This window comes from Micromonospora terminaliae (assembly GCF_009671205.1).
In the GTDB taxonomy this organism is placed as follows: Bacteria; Actinomycetota; Actinomycetes; order Mycobacteriales; family Micromonosporaceae; genus Micromonospora; species Micromonospora terminaliae.
Genome location: NZ_CP045309.1, coordinates 5180959 through 5200963, shown reverse-complemented (window position 1 = coordinate 5200963; position 20005 = coordinate 5180959). Strand labels below are relative to the sequence as shown.

Genomic DNA, 20005 nt, shown 5'->3' with positions numbered 1-20005 from the left:
TCCATGGCCCTCACCAACCGCCCCCGGACCGTGGCCCCCTACGGCACGGCCGCCGGCACCGGCACGCTCGCCGTGCTCCTGCTCGTCGCGGTCGGCGGCAGCCCCGTCTACGTGGGCTGGGTGCAGGACCACACCGACCCGACCGGGGCCGGTGGCTGGTTCCTCCGGCTGCTCGCCTGGCCGGCCTGGCGGCTGCACGCCGACGACCCGGCGCAGGGCGTGCTCGCCACCAACCTGCGGGCGATCCTGCTGATCGTGCTGGCCGCGGCGCTGCTCTACCTGCTGCCCGGCCCGCAGGTGGCCCGGGTGGAGAGCTCGGGCAGCCAGTTCTTCTCCGGCTGGGGCGCGTACGCGCTGGCGGGCGGGTGCACGGCCCTGCTGGCCACCCTCCTCGGGCCGCACGGCTCGCTCTTCGCCGCCTTCCAGGCGGCCAGCACCGGCGTCACCTACGGCTTCTTCGCGGGCTGGATCGTCGGCCTGGCCAGCCTGGGCGGCCGGGCCTAGCCCGCCCGGCCGGACGGCTCAGTCCAGCACGCCCAGGCCCAGCACCCGGGCGCGGCTGAGCAGGCCCACGGGCCGGCCGTTCTCGGTGACGACGGCGTGCTCGGCGCCCGAGGTGAGCAAACCGCCCAACGCGTCGTACGCCGAGCCGCCGAGCGGCACGGTCGGCAGGCCGGCCCCGCCGTCGGCCGGGAGCGGGTCGAGCACCTCCCGGGTCACCGGGGTCACCGCCAGCTTGCGGATGCCCCGGTCGGCGCCCACGAACTCGCGCACGAACGGCGAGGCGGGAGAGCCGAGCACGGCGGCCGGCGTGTCGTACTGCTCCAGGCGACCGCCCTCGGAGAGCACCGCGATCCGGTCGCCCAGCCGGACGGCCTCGTCGAGGTCGTGGGTGACCAGCACGATGGTCTTGCGGAGCTCGGCCTGGAGCCGGAGGAACTCCTCCTGGAGCCGGGTCCGGACGATCGGGTCGACGGCCGAGAAGGGCTCGTCCATGAGCAGCACCACGGGGTCGGCGGCGAGCGCGCGGGCCACGCCGACCCGCTGCCGCTGGCCGCCGGACAGCTCGTGCGGGTAGCGGCGGCCGAACTGCCCCGGGTCGAGCCCGACCAGCTTCAGCAACTCGTCCACCCGGGCCCGGGTCCGCTCCCGGGGCCATCCCAGCAGCCCCGGCACCGTGGCCACGTTGGCCGCGACGGTCTGGTGCGGGAAGAGACCGACGTTCTGGATCACGTACCCGATCCGGCGGCGGAGCGTGACCGGGTCGACCCGGGTGACGTCGTCGTCGCCGAGCAGGATCCGCCCGTCGGTGGGCTCGATCAGCCGGTTGATCATGCGCAGGACGGTGGACTTGCCGCAGCCGGACGGGCCGATCAGCACCACCAGCTCGCCGGCCTTCACCTCCAGGCTCAGCTCGCGCACCGCCTCCGTGCCGTCCGGGTAGCGCTTGCGGATGCGCTCCAGCGTGATCGAGGCGGCGCCGTGTCCGGCACCCGGGGTAACGTCCACGTGTGTCCCTCCACCTGAGCTACCGGGCCGCGCCGGGTAACCCGTGGTTCTCCTGGCAGTACGTGCGGGACAACTCTGACACGATCCTCGCCGCGCTGCGCGAGCACACCTGGCTGACCGCCCGGGCCGTGCTCATCGCGGCGCTGGTGGCGCTGCCGCTCGCGGTGGCCGCGTACTGGTTCCGCTCCCTGGCCGGGCCGATCGTGGCGCTGACCGGGGTGCTCTACACGGTCCCGTCGCTGGCGCTGTTCGCCTTCCTGGCGCCCTACCTGGGCATCGGCGCGATCACCGTGCTCACCGTGGTGGCGCTCTACGCGCTGCTGGTGATCGTGCGCAACGCGCTGGCCGGGCTGAACCAGGTGCCGCCCGAGGTGCGCGAGGCCGCCGAGGGCATGGGCTACGGCCGCTGGGGCCGCCTGTTCCGGATCGAGCTGCCGCTGGCGCTGCCCGGCATCCTCACCGGCGTACGCCTGGCCACGGTCTCCACGGTGGCGCTGGTCACGGTGGGCGTGGTGGTCGGCCGGGGCGGCCTCGGCCAGCTCATCTTCGCCGGCTTCCAGAACAACTTCTACAAGGCCGAGATCATGACCGGCACCGTGCTCTGCGTGCTGCTGGCGCTGGTGCTCGACCTGATCCTGGCCGGCGTCGGCCGGCTGCTCACCCCCTGGCTGCGGGGACGGAACTCATGAACCCGGTGCAGCAGGCGGTCGTCTGGTTGAACGACCCGCTCAACTGGACGAATCCGGGCGGCATCCTCGACCGGCTGGGCGAGCACCTGAGCATGTCCGCGCTGGCCGTGCTGCTCGGCTGCCTGGTGGCCTGGCCGATCGGGCTCTGGCTCGGCCACAGCGGCCGGGGCGGAGGCCTCGTGCTGCTGGTGTCGAACGTCACACTCGCCATCCCGACCCTGGCCCTGCTGACCATCCTGCCGCTGACCTTCCTCGGCTTCGGCCGGCCGGCCGTGGTGGTCGCGCTCGCGGTCTTCGCGGTGCCGCCGTTGCTCGCCAACGCGTACACGGGGGTACGGCAGGCCGACCCGGAGGCCCGGGACGCGGCGCGCGGGATGGGACTCTCCGGCGGGCAGGTGCTGCGCCGGGTGGAGCTGCCGCTCGCGGTGCCCTACCTGGCGGCCGGGTTCCGCACCGCCGCCGTCCAGGTGGTGGCCACCGCGGCGCTGGCCTCGTTCGTCAACGGCGGCGGGCTCGGGCAGATCATCCGGGCCGGCTTCGGGCTGGACATCGCGGCCGGCGGCGGCCAGATCGTCGCCGGTGGTGTCCTGGTGGCCGGGTTGTCGCTGCTCGTCGAGGGGGTGCTCGCGCTGGTCGAGCGCGCGGTCACGCCGCGCCCGCTGCGCCGGGCCCGGCGCGCGGCGAACCGGCGGGCGGCCGACGCGACGGCGGGGGCCTGAACCCCTCGGGGGTGACGATCAGGTGACGAATCCCGCTCGGAGTTGTCGGTCGGTTCTGGAAGATATTGGCTGGAGACGCGGGCGTTCGATCGGACCGCCCGTCGGACACGCGGCCGGCCCGAGACGGGTCGCGCCGGGACACGGAAGGCGGGCACTGATGCACGCACGTTCACGATTGGCCGTGGGGGCGCTCGGCGTCCTCACCGCGGCGACCTTCCTCACCGGTTGCGGTGGCGCCGGTTCCTCCGGCACCGACGCGCCCCAGCAGGGCGCCTCGGGGGCCGGCTGCGCCCCGGTGGCGGGCGACAAGCTCAAGGTCCTCACCGACGACAAGAAGCTCCAGAACACCGACAACGTCATCCCGGCGCTCAACGCGAAGGCGGCCACGCCGCAGCTCGTCGCGGCGCTCGACAAGGTCTCCGCGAAGCTCGACACCCCCAAGCTGATCGAGCTGAACCGGGCCGTCGACGTCGACCGGAAGACCCCGCAGGTCGCGGCGAAGGAGTTCGCCGACGCCAACGGCCTGACCGACGGCGTCGAGAAGGGCCCCGGCGGCCAGGTCACGGTCGGCGCCGGCAACTTCAGCGAGAGCCAGACCATCGCCGAGCTCTACAAGATCGCACTCACCGCGGCCGGCTACCAGGTCAAGGTGCAGACCATCGGCAACCGGGAGCTCTACGAGCCGGCCCTGGAGAAGGGCCAGGTCCAGGTCGTCCCCGAATACGCGGCGACCATGGCCGAGTTCCTCAACACCAAGGCCAACGGCAAGAACGCCCAGCCGGTCTCCTCGCCCGAGCTGGACAAGACCGTCAGCGCGCTGAAGGCGGCCGGCGACAAGGTGGGCATCAGCTTCGGCCAGCCCGCCCAGGCACAGGACCAGAACGCCTTCGCGGTGACCACGGCCTTCGCCGACAAGTACCAGGTCGCCACCCTCTCCGACCTGGCGGCCAAGTGCTCCGGCACCGCCACCGTGCTGGCCGGCCCGCCGGAGTGCCCGCAGCGGCCGAAGTGCCAGGCCGGCCTCGTCGAGGTCTACGACTTCAAGGCGGGCTCGTTCAGCTCGCTCGACGCGGGCGGCCCGCAGACCAAGAACGCCCTGAAGACCGGTGCGGCCAGCGTCGGCCTGGTGTTCTCCTCCGACGCCGCGCTCGCCGCGAGCTGACCACCGCCGCCGCGCCGGCGGGCCGTTCCGGCCCGTCGGCGGGGCATCCGCCGCGGCCCTAGGGAAGTCCTGGTCATTGGCTTTATATTGAGGCCTTCGGCCCGTTCCCTACCGGGGCAACTCTCGGTAGTCTGCTCAGCCATGCCCGCCTCCGTCGCCCCCGCCGGAAACCGCAGTCCCCAGCTGCTGACCGTCCTGTTCTGGATCGGAGTGGCGCTCGCGCCGCTGGCGGCGCTCATCCTGCTGGTGGCCGACGGCAACGGCCCGCTCCGGTTCGGTGCCGTGCTGGCGATCCTCGCGGTGGTGCTGATCGGTCTCTCCGTCGCGCTGCGCGCCGAGAGCGGCGGCGGGGCGGCTGGCGCCGAGGAGTTGCACGAGGAGATCGAGCAGCTCCGCAGGGAGTTGCGCGCGGAGATCGTGGCCGCCGCCCAGCGCGGCAACCAGGCGCTCGACCAGGCCCAGCGGACCGAGGAGTCGGTCATCGCGATGCGCCGCCGGCTCGACGCCGCGGCCGCCGGCATCGCCGCCGCCGCGGGGCTGACCACGTCCCCCGCGGACGAACCGGCCGGTGGCCGGGCCCGGGTGCCGGTCACGGAGCCCTACGACGAGGGGCGGGCACGCACCGAGCCGGGCCGGGCGCAGCCCGCCGCGCGGGACGAGGACGAGGCCGCACGCCGGCCGCAGTCCGGCACCCGGTACGGCGCCGCCGCCGACCGCCCGGTCCACGGCACCGACCGCGCCCAGTCGGGCGGCTACGGCGGGGACCGCCCTCAGGCCGGCGGCTACGGCGGGGACCGCCCGCAGGCGGGTGTCTATGGCGCCGACCGCCCGCAGGCGGGGGTCTACGGTGCGTCGCGCGCTCCCGAGCCGGAGCCCCGCCCGGAGCCCCGTCCGGTCGGGGTGGTGCACCACACCGAGACCGTGCACGTCACCACCCGGCACACCATCGTGGACGGCGGCGCGGACCCGGCCGGCAGCCGGTACGGCGGGTACGCCGGCCGCTGGTCCCCGGCCTCGGACGACCGCCCATGGAGCGGCGCCGAGCCGGAGGAGCGCCCCCGCTCCGGCTACCGGGACGCCGACGACGACCGCTCCCGCTCCGGGCACCGCGACGCCGACGACGACCGTGCCCGCTCCGGCTACCGCGACGCCGACGACGACCGCTCCCGCCCCGGCTACCGCGACGCCGACGACGAGCGTGCCCGCTCCGGCCGGGACGAGCGCCCGGCCCAGACCGGCTGGTCCGGGTCGGCCGGCTCGCGGGAGGACGCCGCCTGGTCGGGTACACCCGGCGGCGCACACCCGTGGGCGGGCGTCGGCCGGGCACGTGGCGAGGACCAGGGGTGGTCCGCGCGGGAGAGCGACGACCGGGGCCGGTCGGCGCGGGAGGACGAGGACCGCGGCTGGCCTGCACGGCAGGTGGACGACGACCGGGGTTTGCCGGCGCGCGAGGGCGACGATCGGGGCTGGTCCACCGACCGGTCCAGGTCCAGTGCCGCGCGCGACGACGCCGCCCGCGGTGGCCCGGGCACCTGGGCGGGTCAGGCCGACCGCGCCGGGCAGGGCGGTGCCTGGGCGGGTCAGGGCGACCGGACCGATCCGGGCACCGACTGGGCCGGGCGCGGCAACTGGTCCGGGCAGGGCGACCGCGCCGGCTACGGTGAGCGGGCGGCCGACGACTGGGCGGGGACGGACGCGGGCCGGGCGGCGGCCGACGATCCGGACGGCGACTACTGGTCGGAGCTGCGCACCGGCAACCGGTGGGCCGCGGTCCGCGACGACGAGCACGGCCGGGAGATCCGGGTCGGCGAGCGGCGGGCCGCCGTGCACGCCGACGGCGGCGGCACCGAGTACCGGATCGAGGACCGCTGGGCGTCCGTACGGGGCAGCGCAGGTGAGCCGGGTGGCGGCTGGGCCGAGGAGAGCCGGCCGGCGCTCCCGGCCGGCGGGGTGCCGGTGCCGGAGGAGTGGCGGCCACCGACGCAGCGCAGCGGCCAGCCGGAGTGGCGTCAGGTCGAGCCCGAGCCGGCCCGCTACGGCTACCCGCCGCGCGACGACGCCCCCCGGGCCGGCGGCACCCGGTCCACCGACCGCTGGCGCTGACCTAGAGCGCGCGAGCTACTGGTCGAGGGCCCCCGAGCTACTTGTCGATGTCCCCGACCACGAAGAACATCGAGCCGAGGATGGCGATCAGGTCCGGCACGAGGCAGCCCGGGAGCAGGGTCGCGAGCGCCTGCACGTTGGCGTACGAGGCGGTGCGCAGCTTGAGCCGCCACGGGGTCTTCTCGCCCCGCGACACCAGGTAGTAACCGTTGATGCCGAGCGGGTTCTCGGTCCAGGCGTAGGTGTGCCCCTCGGGGGCCTTCACCACCTTGGGCAGCCGGGTGTTCACCGGCCCGGTGAGCCGGTCGACCCGGTCCAGGCACTGCTCGGCGAGGTCGAGCGAGGCGTACACCTGGTCGAGCAGCACCTCGAAGCGGGCGTGGCAGTCCCCGGCGGTCTTGGTGACCACGGGCACGTCAAGCTGGTCGTACGCCAGGTAGGGCTCGTCCCGGCGCAGGTCCAGGTCGAGTCCGGAGGCCCGGGCGACCGGCCCGGAGGCGCCGAACGCGGCGGCGTCGGCAGCCGACAGCACGCCGACCCCGACGGTACGGGCCAGGAAGATGTCGTTGCGCCGGATGAGGTTGTCCAGGTCGGGCATCCGGCGCCGGACCTCGCCGATGGCCGCCCGGGCCCGGCCGGTCCAGCCGGCCGGCACCTCCTCCTTGAGCCCGCCGACCCGGTTGAACATGTAGTGGATCCGGCCGCCGGACACCTCCTCCATGACCGCCTGGATGGTCTCCCGCTCGCGGAACGCGTAGAACATCGGCGTGATCGCGCCGATCTCCAGCGGGTAGGAGCCGAGGAACATCAGGTGGTTGAGCACCCGGTTCAGCTCCGCGAGCGCCATCCGCAGCCAGGTGGCGCGCTCCGGCACCTCCATGCCCATGAGCCGTTCGACGGCGAGCACCACGCCCAGCTCGTTGGAGAACGCGGAGAGCCAGTCGTGCCGGTTGGCCAGCACGATGATCTGCCGGTAGTCGCGGACCTCGAACAGCTTCTCCGCGCCCCGGTGCATGTAGCCGACGATCGGCTCGGCGGAGACCACCCGCTCGCCGTCGAGCACCAGCTTGAGCCGGAGCACGCCGTGCGTCGACGGGTGCTGCGGCCCGATGTTGAGCACCATGTCGGTGCCGAGCTGCTCCCCGCCGGCCCCGGTGCCGACGGTCAGTTCGCGGAGGTCGCCGGCGTCGGTGGTCATGTCCGTCATCGTGCCACGTGCGCCGATCGGGCCGGCAGACCCAGCGGTGATCGTCGGCGGCACAGCGGCTCGACACGCCGACCGGGCCGAAGCGGGTCCGCCAACGATCATGACCCCACGTCGACCGGTTGCAGCAGCCACCAGTGCCCGCCGAGGCCGGCCGGGTCGGTCAACTCGGCCACCGCCGACGCGGCGGCGAGCGCCCGCACGTAGCCGGCCGGGTCCCGGGAGGCCAGGCTCAGCGGCGGTCGCCCGCCGTCGGCCCCGAGCGCCCGCAGCGCCTCCCGCTGCGACACCAGGGTGTACGCACACCGCGCGACCCGCTCACCGGCAGAGGCGACCGAGTCCATGGCCACGTGCGCCGTCACGTCACATGACCCGTCCGGCACCGGCGCCACCTGCCGCCCGCCCCGATACCCGGTCAACGTCCCGCCGACCGGCCGGCCGCCCCGCAGGTGCCCGTAGTCCACGGCCAACGCCAGCCCCCGGTCGAGGTGTCCCACCGCCTCCGCCCAGGCGTCGTCGCGGGTCCGGCCGATCTCGGCTCTTGCGCCGGTGGGGGGTTCCGGGCGGCCCGACCGGCTCCGGGCGGTCAGGCTTGATCCCTCCGCCGGCCGGGCCGCCCGGAACCCCTCGGTGGTCAGCCCGGTCGCGTCCGGGACCGCAGAAGACCACCACCGGTCCAGCCACTCGGCGTCCTCGTCGCACACCGGTTCACCCGTCGACTCCTCGCCCGTCGCCGGGTCCACCAGCAGGTACCGCCAGCCCTCGGGGGTACACACGGCCAGGTCCAGCGGAACGTTGTCCAGCCACTCGGTGGCCACCAGCAGGCCCGTGACGCCCTGGGGGATCTCGTCCACCCACTCGATCTCCGCCGGCAGATCGGCAGGTCGGGGTGCCTTTTCGACCGCGATGAGGCGTACCCGCTCGGCCAGTGGAACCGGCGCGGTGGCAAGCGACCCGGCGGAGGCCGACAGGAAGGGCGACGAGCGGACGGCGGCCGTGGTGGTCAGGGTTTCCGGGGAGCCCGCCCGCGGAGGGATCAAGCCGGACCGCCCGGAGCGGGCGGGCTCCCCGGAAACCCCGACGGCGACCGACAACGACCGCAACAGCTCCCCCCGACCAGCACCGACGTCGACCACGTCGAGCCGGGCGGGATGACCGAGGGTGGCATCGAGAGCAGACAGCAGGCGAAGCAGGCACGAGGCGAAGACCGGCGACGCGTGGACACTCGTGCGGAAGTGAGCGAGAGGTCCCGGGCCCGAGACGAAGAAGCCGTCCGGCCCGTAGAGGGCCGTGGACATCGCCTCGCGCCAGCGGAGCACACGTTCAGGGGCCGTCACCGTGCCGACCCTACGGCCGGCGCTCCCGTGACGCGGGCCGGCGTACCAGAAGGGGCCGTTCGGCGCCTTCGGAGCGGGCCCTTCGCGCCGTCGGTGAAGGTTTTCACACATCCTTGTTTCGGCTCTGTGGCCCCGGCGCATACTTGCGATCGACCGGTACCCCCTTCGAGGACTGGATCGATTGCCATGAGCGCACCGCTGCGTTCGCGTCCGGCCGCCCCGCACCGGGCCGCCGACGCCCCGCTCGTCTTCCCGCGCACCCTCACGGTCGGCGTGATCGGCGCCGGCCGGGTCGGCGCCGTGCTCGGGGCGGCCCTCGCCGCGGCCGGCCACCGGGTGGTCGCCGCCGCCGGCGCCTCCGGCGCCACCCGGGCCCGGATGGCGCTGCTGCTGCCCCAGACCCCCACCCGCTCCGCGGCCGCCGTGGCGCGCGCCGCCACCGACCTGCTGGTCGTGGCGGTCCCCGACGACGCCCTCGCCGGCGTGGTGGCCGGCCTGGCCGAGGCCGGGGCGCTGCGTCCCGGCCAGGTGGTCGCGCACACCTCCGGCGCGCACGGGCTGGCCGTCCTCGCCCCGGCCACCGCCGCGGGCGCCCGGCCGCTCGCGCTGCACCCGGCGATGACCTTCACGGGTACGCCGGACGACCTGACCCGCCTCGCCGGCATCTCCTACGGGGTGACCGCCCCGGCCGAGCTGCGCCCGTTCGCCGCCCGGCTGGTGGCCGACCTGGGCGGCGTGCCCGAATGGGTGGCGGAGGGCGCTCGGCCGCTCTACCACGCGGCCCTCGCGCACGGCGCGAACCATTTGGTGACCCTGGTCAACGAGGCGTCCGACCGGCTGCGCGACGCCGGGGTGGACCGGCCGGAGAAGGTGCTCGCCCCGCTGCTGCGGGCCGCGCTGGAGAACGCGCTGCGGCTCGGCGACGACGCGCTCACCGGCCCGGTCTCCCGGGGTGACGCGGGCACCGTACGCCGGCACCTGGAGCGGCTGGCGGCGACCGCCCCGGAATCCGTGCCCCCCTACCTGGCGTTGGCCCGACGGACGGCGGATCGCGCGATCGCGGCGGGGCGGCTGCGGCCGGCCGACGCGGCGCCGCTGCTGGACGTACTCGACGGCATGCAGGTGTCGGCGTGAGGGCGAGGAGTGAGCCGGTTTTGCGAGCCCCGCAGTCCCGAACTGAGGAGGCACTGATGACCGAGTTGGTGCACACCCGCAAGGAGCTGGCGGCGGCCCGCGAGGGGCTGACCGGCACGGTCGGCGTGGTGATGACCATGGGTGCGCTGCACTCGGGGCACGAGACCCTGCTGCGGGCCGCCCGGGAGCGGGCCGACCACGTCCTCGTCACGATCTTCGTGAACCCGCTCCAGTTCGGCCCCAACGAGGACTTCGACCGCTACCCGCGCACGCTGGACGCCGACCTGGAAATCTGCCGGCGGGCCGGCGCGGACGTGGTCTTCGCCCCCGCGGTGGAGGACATGTACCCGGAGGGCCAGCCGAAGGTGCGGCTCAACCCAGGGCCGCTCGGTGAGGACCTGGAGGGGCTGAGCCGCCCGGGCTTCTTCCACGGAGTGCTCACCGTGGTCATGAAGCTGCTCCAGCTCACCCGCCCCGACCTGGCGTTCTTCGGCGAGAAGGACTACCAGCAGCTCACCCTGGTCCGGCGGATGGTCCGTGACCTGGACGTGCCGACGGAGATCGTCGGCGTACCGACCGTGCGCGAACCGGACGGGCTGGCCCTGTCCAGCCGGAACCGCTACCTGTCGGCGGACGAGCGGCAGGCCGCGCTGAGCCTCTCCGCGGCGCTGCGGGCCGGCGTCGCGGCCGCCGAGCAGGGCGCGGACGCCGGCGCGGTGCTGGCCGCCGCCCACCGGGCCTTCGACTCGGGTACGCCCGGCGCCCGCCTCGACTACCTGGTGCTCACCGACGCCGACCTGGAGCCCGGCCCGGTCTCCGGCGCGGCGCGGCTGCTGGTCGCCGCCTGGGTGGGCGCCACCCGCCTGATCGACAACACGGCGCTCCACCTCGCCCCGCGTTCCTGAACCCACCTGCTCCTTTTCCGAAAGGCACCCCGATGCTCCGCACCATGCTCAAGTCGAAGATCCACCGGGCGACGGTGACTCAGGCCGACCTGCACTACGTCGGCTCGGTGACGGTGGACGAGGATCTGCTCGAGGCGGCCGACCTCATCCCCGGCGAGCAGGTCGCGATCGTGGACATCACCAACGGCGCCCGGCTGGAGACGTACGTGATCCCGGGGCGGCGGGGCAGCGGCGTGATCGGCATCAACGGCGCGGCGGCGCACCTCGTGCACCCGGGTGACCTGGTCATCCTCATCTCGTACGGGCAGATGGACGACGCCGAGGCGCGCGCGTACCAGCCCCGGGTGGTGCACGTCGACGCCGACAACAAGGTCGTCGACCTGACCGCCGACCCGACCACGGCCGCGCCCGGCACCGCCGGCGACCCCGTCCCCAATCCCCTGGCGGCGGCCCTGAACTGACCCGCCACCTCCCCGCGATCTTGCAGTTGGCGCCCGTCAAGCGCCCTCTTCGCGCCATTTGTCGAGGCCGCAACTGCAGGATCGGCGGGTCGTGGGTGGGGCGCAGCGCGCTCTGTCACCAGAAGGTCATTTTCGGCTACCCTGGGCGGACCGTCGGGTTGACGGTCTCGCCTGGGGGAGGCCGCGATGCGCCGTGCGCTGAGGGTCCTGGTCGCAGCCCTGTCTGCGGCGGCGCTCCTGGCCGGGTGCGCCTCGTCCGGCGGGCTGGACGGCGACCTCACCGATGACTGGGGCGCCCTGCCGGCGGCCGGCCCGTTCACCCCGGTCGCCGGGGTCTGCCAGGTCGCCGACTTCACCCCGACCATGGGCCTGTCCGGTTACGACCCGGTCGGCTGCGACCTGCCGCACCGGGTGGAGACGGTGCACGTGGGGGCGTTCCCGGTCGAGCGGCCCAGCCCGCCGGTGCTCGGCTCACCAGACCTGCGCGCCGCCTTCGCCGAGTGCGACACCCGGGCCGGCGGCTACGTCGGCGACAACTGGCGGGCCGGCCGGCTGCGGCTGGCCGTGGCGCTGCCCACCGGGCCCGGCTGGGCGGCCGGGTCCCGCTGGTACCGCTGCGACCTCACCGAGCTGACCACGGTCGAGGCGGCGGCCACCGTGGTGACCCGGACGGGCAGCCTGCGCGACGCGCTCAAGGGCACGTCCCCGCTGCGGCTGGGCTGCCAGCGCACCGGCCGGGACGCGCGCCGGGTGCAGACCCTCACCCCCGTCGACTGTCGCACCACCCACGACGCCGAGTTCGTCGGGGTGTGGGCGGCGCCGGACCGCCCGTACCCGAGCAGGGACGCCGACTGGGCACCCCTCTACACCGGCTGCAACAGCGTCCTGGCCCGGTACGCCGGCGTACCCGACGACCCGACGCTGCGGTTCCGCAGCGGCGTGGTGGTCCGCCCGCCCGGTGCCGGCCGATGGGCGGTCGGTGACCGGGGCGTGCGCTGCTACCTCTGGCTGAGCGACCGCACGGTGACCGCCTCGCTCAAGGGGGCCGGCACGGCCGGCCTCCCGGTCCGGACGAGGTAGCCGAAACCACTCGTCCCGCCCCCGCCGCCCGGGGCGAGAGCCCTTCGGGTTGACTGTGTTCATGGACCTTCCGACCATCGACCTGCCGGCCCTGCCGAGGCTGCTCGCCGCGCCCGCACCCGGCTGGGTGGAGACCACCGACGTGATCGTCGTCGGTTCCGGGGTCGCCGGGCTGACCGCCGCGCTGCACCTGCGCGAGGCCGGCCTGCACGTCACCGTGGTCACCAAGGTCAATATGGACGAGGGCTCGACCCGCTGGGCGCAGGGCGGCATCGCCGCGGTGCTCGACCCGGCGGACACGCCGGCCGCGCACGCGTACGACACCGAGGTGGCCGGCGTCGGCCTCTGCGACCCGGCGGCGGTCCGGGTGCTGGTCGAGGAGGGCCCGACCCGGCTGCGCGAGCTGATGCGGATCGGGGCGGAGTTCGACCGCAACCCGGACGGCTCGCTGATGCTCACCCGCGAGGGCGGCCACCGGGCCGACCGGATCGTGCACGCGGGCGGTGATGCCACCGGGGCCGAGGTGCAGCGGGCGCTGCACGCCGCGGTCCACCGCGACCCGTGGATCCGGCTCGTCGAGCACGCCCTGGTGCTGGACCTGCTGCGTGCCCCCGGTGACGGGCCGGACGGCCTCGGCCCGGCCTGCGGGATCACCCTGCACGTGCTCGGTGAGGGCAGCGAGGACGGCGTCGGGGCGATCCTGGGCCGGGCCGTGGTGCTGGCCACCGGCGGGATGGGCCAGATCTTCGCGGCCACCACGAACCCGGCGGTCTCCACCGGCGACGGCGTGGCGCTCGCGCTGCGGGCCGGCGCGGCGGTCACCGACCTGGAGTTCGTGCAGTTCCACCCGACCGCGCTGATCGTGCCGCCCGGTGAGCCGGGCGCGGGGCTCGCCCAGCAGCCGCTGGTCTCCGAGGCGCTGCGCGGCGAGGGCGCCCACCTGGTCGACGGCGACGGCAAGCGGTTCATGGTGGGCCAGCACGAGCTGGCCGAGCTGGCGCCCCGCGACGTGGTGGCCAAGGGCATCCACCGGGTGCTGCTGGCCACCGGCGCCGACCACGTCTGGCTGGACGCCCGCCACCTGGGCGGCGACTTCCTGGCCCGGCGCTTCCCGACCATCGTGGCCTCCTGCCTGGCCATCGGCGTGGATCCGGCCACCGACCTCATCCCGGTCGCCCCGGCCGCCCACTACGCCTCCGGCGGCGTCCGGACCGACCTGCGCGGCCGCACCTCCATCCCCGGCCTGTACGCCTGCGGCGAGGTCGCCTGCACCGGCGTGCACGGCGCCAACCGGCTGGCCAGCAACTCGCTGCTGGAGGGGCTGGTCTTCTCCCGCCGGATCGCCGAGGACATCGCCGCCGGGCTGCCGGAGCAGGCGAAGCCCGCGGAGACCGGCGCCTGGGTGGGCGGCCAGGGCTGGCTGGTGCCGGCGGGCGCCTCGCCTGCCCTGCAACGGGCCATGACCCGGGGCGCGGGGGTGCTCCGGTCGGCGCCGACGCTCGCCGGGACCGCCGCCACCCTCACCGAGGTGGGCCAGGCCCGGGGCGTGCCGCGCACCGCGGACTGGGAGGCGACGAACCTGCTCACCGTGGCGTCCACGCTGGTCGCCGCCGCGTACGCCCGCCGGGAGACCCGGGGCTGCCACTGGCGGGAGGACTTCCCGACGGCCGACGAACGGTGGCGGGGCCACCTCGTGGCGGCGGTCGGGGCGGAGGGTTTCCTGACCGAGCGGTGGGAGGAACAGCGGTGAGCGCGAGGCGCGAGCCGATCCTGGGAGCCCCGCAGTCGCGAACGAAGGAGACGTGGTGAGGGAGTCGACGGAGCGGGCGCTGCGGGACGGTGGGCTGGACCCGGAGCAGGTCCGGCGGGTGATCGTCGACGCGCTCACCGAGGACCTGGGGACGGACTTCCTCGACGTGACCAGCGTGGCCACGATTCCGGACGTGCAGAACGACACCGCCGACCTGGTGGCCCGCGCCGACGGCGTGGTGGCCGGGCTGCCGGTGGCCGCGGCCGTGTTCGAGCTGGTCGGCGAGGTGACCGGAGCGGACCGTACGGTCGAGGTGTCGCTCGTGGCCCACGACGGGCAGCGGGTGGCGCGCGGCGACGTGCTGGCCACGGTGACCGGCCCGACCCGGCTGCTGCTCACGGCCGAGCGGACGGCGCTCAACCTGCTCTCCCGGATGTCCGGCGTGGCCACCCACACCCGGGCCTGGGCCGACGCGCTGGCCGGCACCAAGGCGACCGTGCTCGACACCCGCAAGACCACCCCCGGCCTGCGGGCCCTGGAGAAGTACGCGGTCCGCGCGGGCGGCGGCACCAACAAGCGGATGGGCCTGCACGACGTGGCCATGATCAAGGACAACCACAAGGTGGCTGCGGGCGGGATCGGGGCCGCCTTCCGCCGGGTCCGGGAGGCGTTCCCGGACGTGCCGGTGCAGGTGGAGGTGGACACCCTGGCCGAGGCGGTCGAGGCCGTCGAGGCCGGAGCCCGCTTCCTGCTGCTGGACAACATGACCCCGGCGCAGCTGCGCGAGGTGGTCGCCGCCGTGGGCGACCGGGCGGAGCTGGAGGCGACCGGCGGGCTCACCCTGCCGGTGGCGGCCGAGTACGGGGCGACCGGGGTCGACTACCTCTCCGTGGGCGCGCTCACCCACTCCTCGCCGATCCTCGACATCGCGCTGGACCTGAGGGAGGAGTGACGGTCAGCCCAGCCGGGCGGTGAGCGCGGTGGCCGGCACCAGGTTGAAGATGACCTGACTCTCGGTGTCGTCCCGGGCGTCCAGCCCGTACTTCGCGCGGAAGAGCTGGAGCGCCCGGTGGTAGACCTCGGGTTCCAGTTCGTCGGCCTCGGCGAGGGCGTACGCCTGGCCGGCCGCCTCGGGCCGGTCCAGCACCACGGTCAGCCCCGCCAGGCCGTGCCGGGCGACGTTGCGGACGAGGTCGCCGCCGGCGATGTACCAGGTGCCGTCCAGCCGGACGTAGCGGGCGTCGCAGGACTCCAGCTCGATGTCGCCCCGGCGCAGGCAGACGCTGAGGGTGAGGCAGGCGTCGAGGTCGCGCACCGGGGCGGTCTCCCACAGCTCGTCGAACCGGTCGTCGACGAACTCCCCGAGCGGGGTGGAGACGAAGGCCTCCAGCTGCTGGGCGTCGAAGGTCTTGCCGTGCACCGGGAAGAACGAGATGAAGGCCTTGTCGTCCCAGCGGTACATCTGGACCGAGGGCGCGGTGGCGTAGATCCGGACCCGCAGGCGCGAGCGGGCGGCCGGCGCGAGCTGCTGCTGGAGCCGCCCGAAGTGGTAGAGGTTGTTCATGATCGCGACGGCGGTGTCGGCGCGGCGCAGCTCCTCGGCGCGCAGCCGGACGGCGGGGGAGTCCGGGTCGAGCAGCAGCACCTTCACCGTGGCGCCGTTGGCCAGGGCGAAGCGCAGCGCGGCGAGGAACCGAACGGTGTACGGCCCCTCCAGCATGCTCGTGAAGGTCTCCAGGATGGCGACCACCTCGCGGGACTGCGCCACCCGCTGGATGAGCGCGTCCCGGTCCAGCCGCGGGTGCTCGATGATGGTGGCGGTCCGGAGCTCCCGGAAGAGCGGGTTGAGCACCAGGTAGGTCAGGAGGGTCATGACCAGGGCGGCGCCGATGTTGAGGTAGAGGTCGCCGCGGAAGGTCTGCCCGTGGCGTTGCCAGGACTGCCGGGCCTGGACGATCATCCAGAGCGCCCCGCCGGCCAGCACCGCGAGCACGAGCACGTGCCGGCGACGGCGCAGCAGGGCGCTGCGTCCTCGGACCCACCACATCCTCGACATGTCCGCTCCCCGTCCGGCCGTGCCGTGGATAGAAAAATGTTCATGCCGCGATGTGACCAGGATACGGTTCGGCCGCCGCTGCGCACCCGCCCGCACGGCGGTTGTCTAGGCTGCGATCGTGCTGCTCTGCATCGACATCGGGAACACCAACACCGTGCTGGCGACCTTCGACGGCGACAAGCTGGTGCACAACTGGCGGATCAAGACCGACGCCCGGTCCACCGCGGACGAGCTGGGGCTGATGTTCCGCGGGCTGCTGGCCGGTGACGCCGTGGAGATCACCGGGGTGGCCGCCTGCTCCACCGTGCCCGCCGCGCTGCGCTCGCTGCGCACCATGCTGGCCCGCTACTACGCCGACCTGCCCAGCGTGATCGTCGAGCCGGGCGTGCGCACCGGCGTGCAGCTCGCCATCGACAACCCCAAGGAGGTCGGCGCGGACCGGGTGGTCAACACCCTGGCCGCGTACACCCTCTACGGCGGACCGTCGATCGTCGTGGACTTCGGCACCACCACCAACTTCGACGTGATCAGCGGCCGGGGCGAGTTCCTCGGCGGCGCGTTCGCGCCGGGCATCGAGATCTCGTTCGACGCGCTGGCGGCCCGCGCCGCCCAGCTGCGCAAGGTGGAGGCCACCCGGCCCCGCTCGGTGATCGGCAAGAACACGGTCGAGTGCCTCCAGGCCGGGCTCTACTTCGGCTTCGCCGGCCAGGTGGACCGCATCGTCGAGCGGATGACCGAGGAACTGGGCGAGGTGAAGGCCGTGATCGCCACCGGCGGCCTGGCCTCGCTGGTGCTCAGCGAGTGCCGCACCATCACCCACCACGAGCCGATGATCACCCTGATCGGCCTGCGGATGGTCTACGAGCGCAACACCTGAGCGTCAGCGCCGCCGGGAGCGGAGGACGAACGTGCGGTAGGGCAGCTCGACGGTCACCCGGCCGGCCAGGTCGGGGTGGGTGGCGAAGAGGTCGCGCAGGTCCCCGTCGATCCGCTCCCGCTCGGCCGGCGGCGCGGTCAGCCAGTACGACCGGGTGTGCAGCATGCCGACCACCTCGTCCGGGGTCAGCGTGGTCGTGTGGGCGAACTCGCCCAGCTCGACCGGGGTGAAGGCGGGACCGAAGTCGGCGTACTTCTCGGTGACGTCGCCCGCGTTGTCGCCGAGGTGGGCGATCCGGGTCAGCTCCGCCACCCAGGCCGCCCGCTCGTCCCGGACGTTCCAGATGGGCGCGAACGTGCCGCCCGGCCGCAGCACCCGGGCGATCTCGGCGTGGGCGGGCTCCCGATCGAACCAGTGGTAGGCCTGCCCGACCAGCACCGCGTCGGCCGACCCGTCCGGCAGCGGGACCGACTCGGCGCTGCCGGCCAGCGCCGTCGTGCCCGGCGTGGCAGCCGCCAGTTGCGCCCGCATCCCCGGATCCGGCTCCACGGGTACGACCTGATGGTCGAGTGCGAGCACGCCGCGGGTGAGGATGCCGGTGCCCGCGCCGAGGTCCACCACCCGGGCCGGGGCTTCCAGTCCCTCCAGCGCCCAGCGCAGCGCCTCCTCGGGATAGCGGGGGCGGAACCGGTCGTACTCGGCGGCGGCGGCGCCGAAGGAGAGGGCCTCAGTGGGGTCGGTCATGGCGGGCAGGTTATCCCGTAACGGCCCGGCAGCCCCTTGAGTACGCTCGGGCCTGAACCCCGCCCGAATTCTCCGTCTGAGGAAGCGTGCCGTGACCGAGCAGAACGCCCTGCCAGTAGACCCCGCCGACGACCTTCCGGAGCAGATGAAGGTCCGCCGGGAGAAGCGGGACCGGATGCTCGCCGAGGGCGTCGAGCCGTACCCGGTCGGCTTCCCGCGGACCAGCACGCTGGCGCAGATCCGCGAGCGGTACGCCGACCTGCCCACCGACACGGCCACCGGCGACCGGGTCTCGGTCACCGGCCGGGTGATCTTCGTACGCAACACCGGCAAGCTCTGCTTCGCCACCCTGCGGGACGGCGACGGCACCGAACTGCAGGCGATGCTGTCGCTGGACCGGGTCGGCGCCGAGCGGCTGGACGACTGGAAGCGCCTGGTCGACCTGGGCGACCACGTCGGCGTGACCGGTGAGGTGATCACCAGCCGGCGCGGCGAGCTGTCGGTGCTGGCCGAGGAGTGGGCCGTCACGGCCAAGGCGCTGCGTCCGCTGCCGGTGGCCCACAAGCCGCTGAGCGAGGAGGCGCGGGTCCGCCAGCGCTACGTCGACCTCGTGGTGCGCCCGCAGGCCCGGCAGATGGTCCGCACCCGGGCCGCCGCGGTGCGCAGCCTCCGGGACACCCTGCACGCGCAGGACTTCATCGAGGTCGAGACCCCGATGCTTCAGTTGCTGCACGGCGGCGCGGCGGCCCGCCCATTCGTGACCCACAGCAATGCGTTGGACACCGATCTGTATCTGCGAATCGCGCCGGAACTGTTTCTCAAGCGTGCGGTCGTCGGCGGCGTCGACCGGGTCTTCGAGATCAACCGCAACTTCCGTAATGAGGGCATCGACTCCTCGCACTCGCCCGAGTTCGCGATGCTCGAGACCTACCAGGCGTACGGCGACTACAACACCATGGCCGAGCTGACCCGAAATCTCGTGCAGCAGGCCGCTCTCGCGGTCGCCGGCTCGACCGTGGTCACCCACGCCGACGGCCGCGAGTTCGATCTGGGCGGCGAGTGGCGTTCGGTGTCGCTGTTCGGTGTTCTTTCCGAAGCGCTCGGTGAGGAGGTCACCGTCCGCACCGAAAGGTCCCGCCTGGTGGAGTACGCGGACAAGGCCGGCCTCTCCGTCGACCCGAAGTGGGGCCCGGGCAAGCTGGCCGAGGAGCTGTTCGAGGAGCTGGTGGTGCCGTCGCTCCAGGCGCCCACCTTCGTCCGCGACTACCCGGAGGAGACCAGCCCGCTGACCCGGGCGCACCGCAGCGAGCCGGGCCTGGCCGAGAAGTGGGACCTCTACGTGCTCGGGTTCGAGCTGGGCACCGCGTACTCCGAGCTGGTCGACCCGGTGGTGCAGCGGGAGCGGCTGGTGGCCCAGGCGCAGCTCGCGGCGCGGGGCGACGACGAGGCCATGCGGCTGGACGAGGACTTTCTCCGCGCGATGGAGTACGGAATGCCGCCCGCCGGTGGTATGGGAATGGGAATCGACCGCCTCTTGATGGCGCTGACCGGCCTGGGAATTCGGGAAACCATCCTGTTCCCGTTGGTCCGGCCCGAGTAGCAGAATCTTCTCCGGGTCGTTACCGCGTCCTATTGACGGAGCAAGCAGCGGGCGGGTTATTGTGCTCCTGTATTGCAGGAGCACAACCCTGCTCGAAAGGAATGTAGGACGTGGCCAAGCAGATCATTCACAAGCTGGTCGATGACCTGGACGGCGGGGACGCTGACGAGACCGTCAAGTTCGCGCTCGACGGTGTGCAGTACGAGATCGACCTCTCGGCTTCCAACGCTGAAAAATTGCGTGACGTATTCGCGCAGTACATCGCGCACGGCACGAAGGTCGGCCGCGGCGGCGTGGTCGTGGGTGGCCGGGCGGCGCGGGGCCGGGGCGGCGCGACGGCCGACCGCGAGCAGAACAAGGCCATCCGGGCCTGGGCCAAGAAGGCCGGCAAGGACATCTCCGACCGGGGGCGCATTCCGCAGGAGATCGTGGACGAGTACCACGCGAAGGCGGGGCACTGACCCCGACGACCCCCGCAGCGGGCGACCTGACGCCGGACCGGAGTGCGACTCCGGGCCGGCGTCGCCGTTTCCGCCCGGCTGCGCCGTCTGTCCGGTCCGGGCGGGGTGCGTCCGGCGGCGTCGCCGGACCCGGGAAGAAACCGGGCCCCGGGGCAGTTGTCCACAGGCGGTGGAGATGCTGTCCACAGGTTGTGGAAGACCGCGGCCGGGCACT

19 protein-coding genes are annotated in these 20005 nt (G+C 73.9%); 14 read left to right on the top strand and 5 right to left on the bottom strand.

The features are described from left to right. Positions 1-3: 3 nt before the first annotated feature. Positions 4-504, top strand: coding sequence for a hypothetical protein (locus tag GCE86_RS23915; protein ID WP_154229005.1), 501 nt, complete (start codon positions 4-6; stop codon positions 502-504). 18 nt (positions 505-522) lie between these two features. Here the strand turns inward: GCE86_RS23915 and GCE86_RS23910 are convergent, their stop codons facing one another. Further along, a complete protein-coding gene (locus GCE86_RS23910; protein ID WP_154229004.1) occupies positions 523-1509 on the bottom strand; it encodes an ABC transporter ATP-binding protein in 987 nt (328 codons plus the stop codon). Positions 1510-1511: 2 nt separating this feature from the next. On the opposite strand from GCE86_RS23910, the gene GCE86_RS23905 reads away from it, so the two are divergent. From GCE86_RS23905 to GCE86_RS23890, 4 genes are all read left to right on the top strand, one after another. Next, the gene (locus GCE86_RS23905; protein ID WP_154229003.1) at positions 1512-2198 is read left to right on the top strand and encodes an ABC transporter permease; all 687 of its coding nucleotides are present in this window, start codon (positions 1512-1514) and stop codon (positions 2196-2198) included. Continuing rightward, positions 2195-2917, top strand: a complete 723-nt coding sequence (locus tag GCE86_RS23900; RefSeq protein WP_154229002.1) for an ABC transporter permease — start codon at positions 2195-2197, stop codon at positions 2915-2917. Before GCE86_RS23905 ends, GCE86_RS23900 begins: the two co-directional genes overlap by 4 nt. Before the next feature lie 157 nt (positions 2918-3074). Beyond that, positions 3075-4079 (top strand): glycine betaine ABC transporter substrate-binding protein, encoded by a 1005-nt coding sequence (locus GCE86_RS23895; RefSeq protein WP_154229001.1) that lies wholly within the window; start codon positions 3075-3077, stop codon positions 4077-4079. Between the two features lie 141 nt (positions 4080-4220). Next, on the top strand, positions 4221-6182 hold the full coding sequence (locus GCE86_RS23890; protein WP_204343178.1) for a hypothetical protein: 1962 nt from the start codon (positions 4221-4223) through the stop codon (positions 6180-6182). A gap of 37 nt (positions 6183-6219) precedes the next feature. On the opposite strand, the gene GCE86_RS23885 is transcribed toward GCE86_RS23890, so the two are convergent. Both GCE86_RS23885 and GCE86_RS23880 read right to left on the bottom strand, forming a co-directional pair. Further along, a complete protein-coding gene (locus GCE86_RS23885) occupies positions 6220-7389 on the bottom strand; it encodes an NADH-quinone oxidoreductase subunit D (RefSeq protein WP_204343179.1) in 1170 nt (389 codons plus the stop codon). Between the two features lie 98 nt (positions 7390-7487). Beyond that, the gene (locus GCE86_RS23880) at positions 7488-8684 is read right to left on the bottom strand and encodes an SAM-dependent methyltransferase (RefSeq protein ID WP_154230644.1); all 1197 of its coding nucleotides are present in this window, start codon (positions 8682-8684) and stop codon (positions 7488-7490) included. A 225-nt stretch (positions 8685-8909) separates the two neighbouring features. On the opposite strand from GCE86_RS23880, the gene GCE86_RS23875 reads away from it, so the two are divergent. The 6 genes from GCE86_RS23875 to nadC all read left to right on the top strand — a co-directional run bounded on the left by GCE86_RS23875 (position 8910) and on the right by nadC (position 15005). Continuing rightward, positions 8910-9857 (top strand): Rossmann-like and DUF2520 domain-containing protein, encoded by a 948-nt coding sequence (locus GCE86_RS23875; RefSeq protein WP_154229000.1) that lies wholly within the window; start codon positions 8910-8912, stop codon positions 9855-9857. 56 nt (positions 9858-9913) lie between these two features. Further along, positions 9914-10762 (top strand): pantoate--beta-alanine ligase, encoded by an 849-nt coding sequence (gene panC, locus GCE86_RS23870; protein ID WP_154228999.1) that lies wholly within the window; start codon positions 9914-9916, stop codon positions 10760-10762. Positions 10763-10794: 32 nt separating this feature from the next. Continuing rightward, on the top strand, positions 10795-11223 hold the full coding sequence (panD, locus tag GCE86_RS23865; RefSeq protein WP_154228998.1) for an aspartate 1-decarboxylase: 429 nt from the start codon (positions 10795-10797) through the stop codon (positions 11221-11223). Positions 11224-11409: 186 nt separating this feature from the next. Then, a complete protein-coding gene (locus tag GCE86_RS23860; protein ID WP_154228997.1) occupies positions 11410-12303 on the top strand; it encodes a septum formation family protein in 894 nt (297 codons plus the stop codon). A 61-nt stretch (positions 12304-12364) separates the two neighbouring features. Beyond that, positions 12365-14053: an L-aspartate oxidase gene (locus GCE86_RS23855; RefSeq protein WP_154228996.1), complete on the top strand. Its 1689-nt coding sequence runs from the start codon at positions 12365-12367 to the stop codon at positions 14051-14053. A gap of 55 nt (positions 14054-14108) precedes the next feature. Continuing rightward, on the top strand, positions 14109-15005 hold the full coding sequence (gene nadC / locus GCE86_RS23850) for a carboxylating nicotinate-nucleotide diphosphorylase (protein WP_154228995.1): 897 nt from the start codon (positions 14109-14111) through the stop codon (positions 15003-15005). A gap of 3 nt (positions 15006-15008) precedes the next feature. Here the strand turns inward: nadC and GCE86_RS23845 are convergent, their stop codons facing one another. Continuing rightward, positions 15009-16109 carry an acyl-CoA synthetase family protein gene (locus GCE86_RS23845; RefSeq protein WP_154228994.1) on the bottom strand — a complete coding sequence of 367 codons (1101 nt, stop codon included), beginning with the start codon at positions 16107-16109 and terminating at the stop codon, positions 15009-15011. Positions 16110-16227: 118 nt separating this feature from the next. On the opposite strand from GCE86_RS23845, the gene GCE86_RS23840 reads away from it, so the two are divergent. Then, the gene (locus GCE86_RS23840; RefSeq protein WP_091267095.1) at positions 16228-16986 is read left to right on the top strand and encodes a type III pantothenate kinase; all 759 of its coding nucleotides are present in this window, start codon (positions 16228-16230) and stop codon (positions 16984-16986) included. A gap of 3 nt (positions 16987-16989) precedes the next feature. Here GCE86_RS23840 and GCE86_RS23835 read toward each other — a convergent pair whose 3' ends face one another. Continuing rightward, positions 16990-17730, bottom strand: a complete 741-nt coding sequence (locus tag GCE86_RS23835; protein WP_154228993.1) for a class I SAM-dependent methyltransferase — start codon at positions 17728-17730, stop codon at positions 16990-16992. 91 nt (positions 17731-17821) lie between these two features. Between GCE86_RS23835 and lysS the strand changes: the two genes are divergently transcribed. Both lysS and GCE86_RS23825 read left to right on the top strand, forming a co-directional pair. Then, a complete protein-coding gene (lysS, locus tag GCE86_RS23830; RefSeq protein WP_154228992.1) occupies positions 17822-19330 on the top strand; it encodes a lysine--tRNA ligase in 1509 nt (502 codons plus the stop codon). Positions 19331-19440: 110 nt separating this feature from the next. Further along, the gene (locus tag GCE86_RS23825; RefSeq protein WP_091267630.1) at positions 19441-19791 is read left to right on the top strand and encodes a histone-like nucleoid-structuring protein Lsr2; all 351 of its coding nucleotides are present in this window, start codon (positions 19441-19443) and stop codon (positions 19789-19791) included. Positions 19792-20005 lie beyond the last annotated feature (214 nt).

Excerpts from the sequence above, each read along its gene's own strand:
- GCE86_RS23845 (WP_154228994.1), bottom strand. The coding sequence starts at position 16,109 with ATGTCGAGGATGTGGTGGGTCCGAGGACGCAGCGCCCTGCTGCGCCGT.
- GCE86_RS23900 (WP_154229002.1), top strand. The coding sequence starts at position 2,195 with ATGAACCCGGTGCAGCAGGCGGTCGTCTGGTTGAACGACCCGCTCAAC.
- GCE86_RS23885 (WP_204343179.1), bottom strand. The coding sequence starts at position 7,389 with ATGACGGACATGACCACCGACGCCGGCGACCTCCGCGAACTGACCGTC.
- GCE86_RS23890 (WP_204343178.1), top strand. The coding sequence starts at position 4,221 with ATGCCCGCCTCCGTCGCCCCCGCCGGAAACCGCAGTCCCCAGCTGCTG.
- GCE86_RS23875 (WP_154229000.1), top strand. The coding sequence starts at position 8,910 with ATGAGCGCACCGCTGCGTTCGCGTCCGGCCGCCCCGCACCGGGCCGCC.
- GCE86_RS23915 (WP_154229005.1), top strand. The coding sequence starts at position 4 with ATGGCCCTCACCAACCGCCCCCGGACCGTGGCCCCCTACGGCACGGCC.
- GCE86_RS23855 (WP_154228996.1), top strand. The coding sequence starts at position 12,365 with ATGGACCTTCCGACCATCGACCTGCCGGCCCTGCCGAGGCTGCTCGCC.
- GCE86_RS23895 (WP_154229001.1), top strand. The coding sequence starts at position 3,075 with ATGCACGCACGTTCACGATTGGCCGTGGGGGCGCTCGGCGTCCTCACC.
- GCE86_RS23835 (WP_154228993.1), bottom strand. The coding sequence starts at position 17,730 with ATGACCGACCCCACTGAGGCCCTCTCCTTCGGCGCCGCCGCCGCCGAG.
- GCE86_RS23860 (WP_154228997.1), top strand. The coding sequence starts at position 11,410 with ATGCGCCGTGCGCTGAGGGTCCTGGTCGCAGCCCTGTCTGCGGCGGCG.
- panD (WP_154228998.1), top strand. The coding sequence starts at position 10,795 with ATGCTCCGCACCATGCTCAAGTCGAAGATCCACCGGGCGACGGTGACT.
- panC (WP_154228999.1), top strand. The coding sequence starts at position 9,914 with ATGACCGAGTTGGTGCACACCCGCAAGGAGCTGGCGGCGGCCCGCGAG.
- GCE86_RS23880 (WP_154230644.1), bottom strand. The coding sequence starts at position 8,684 with ATGTCCACGGCCCTCTACGGGCCGGACGGCTTCTTCGTCTCGGGCCCG.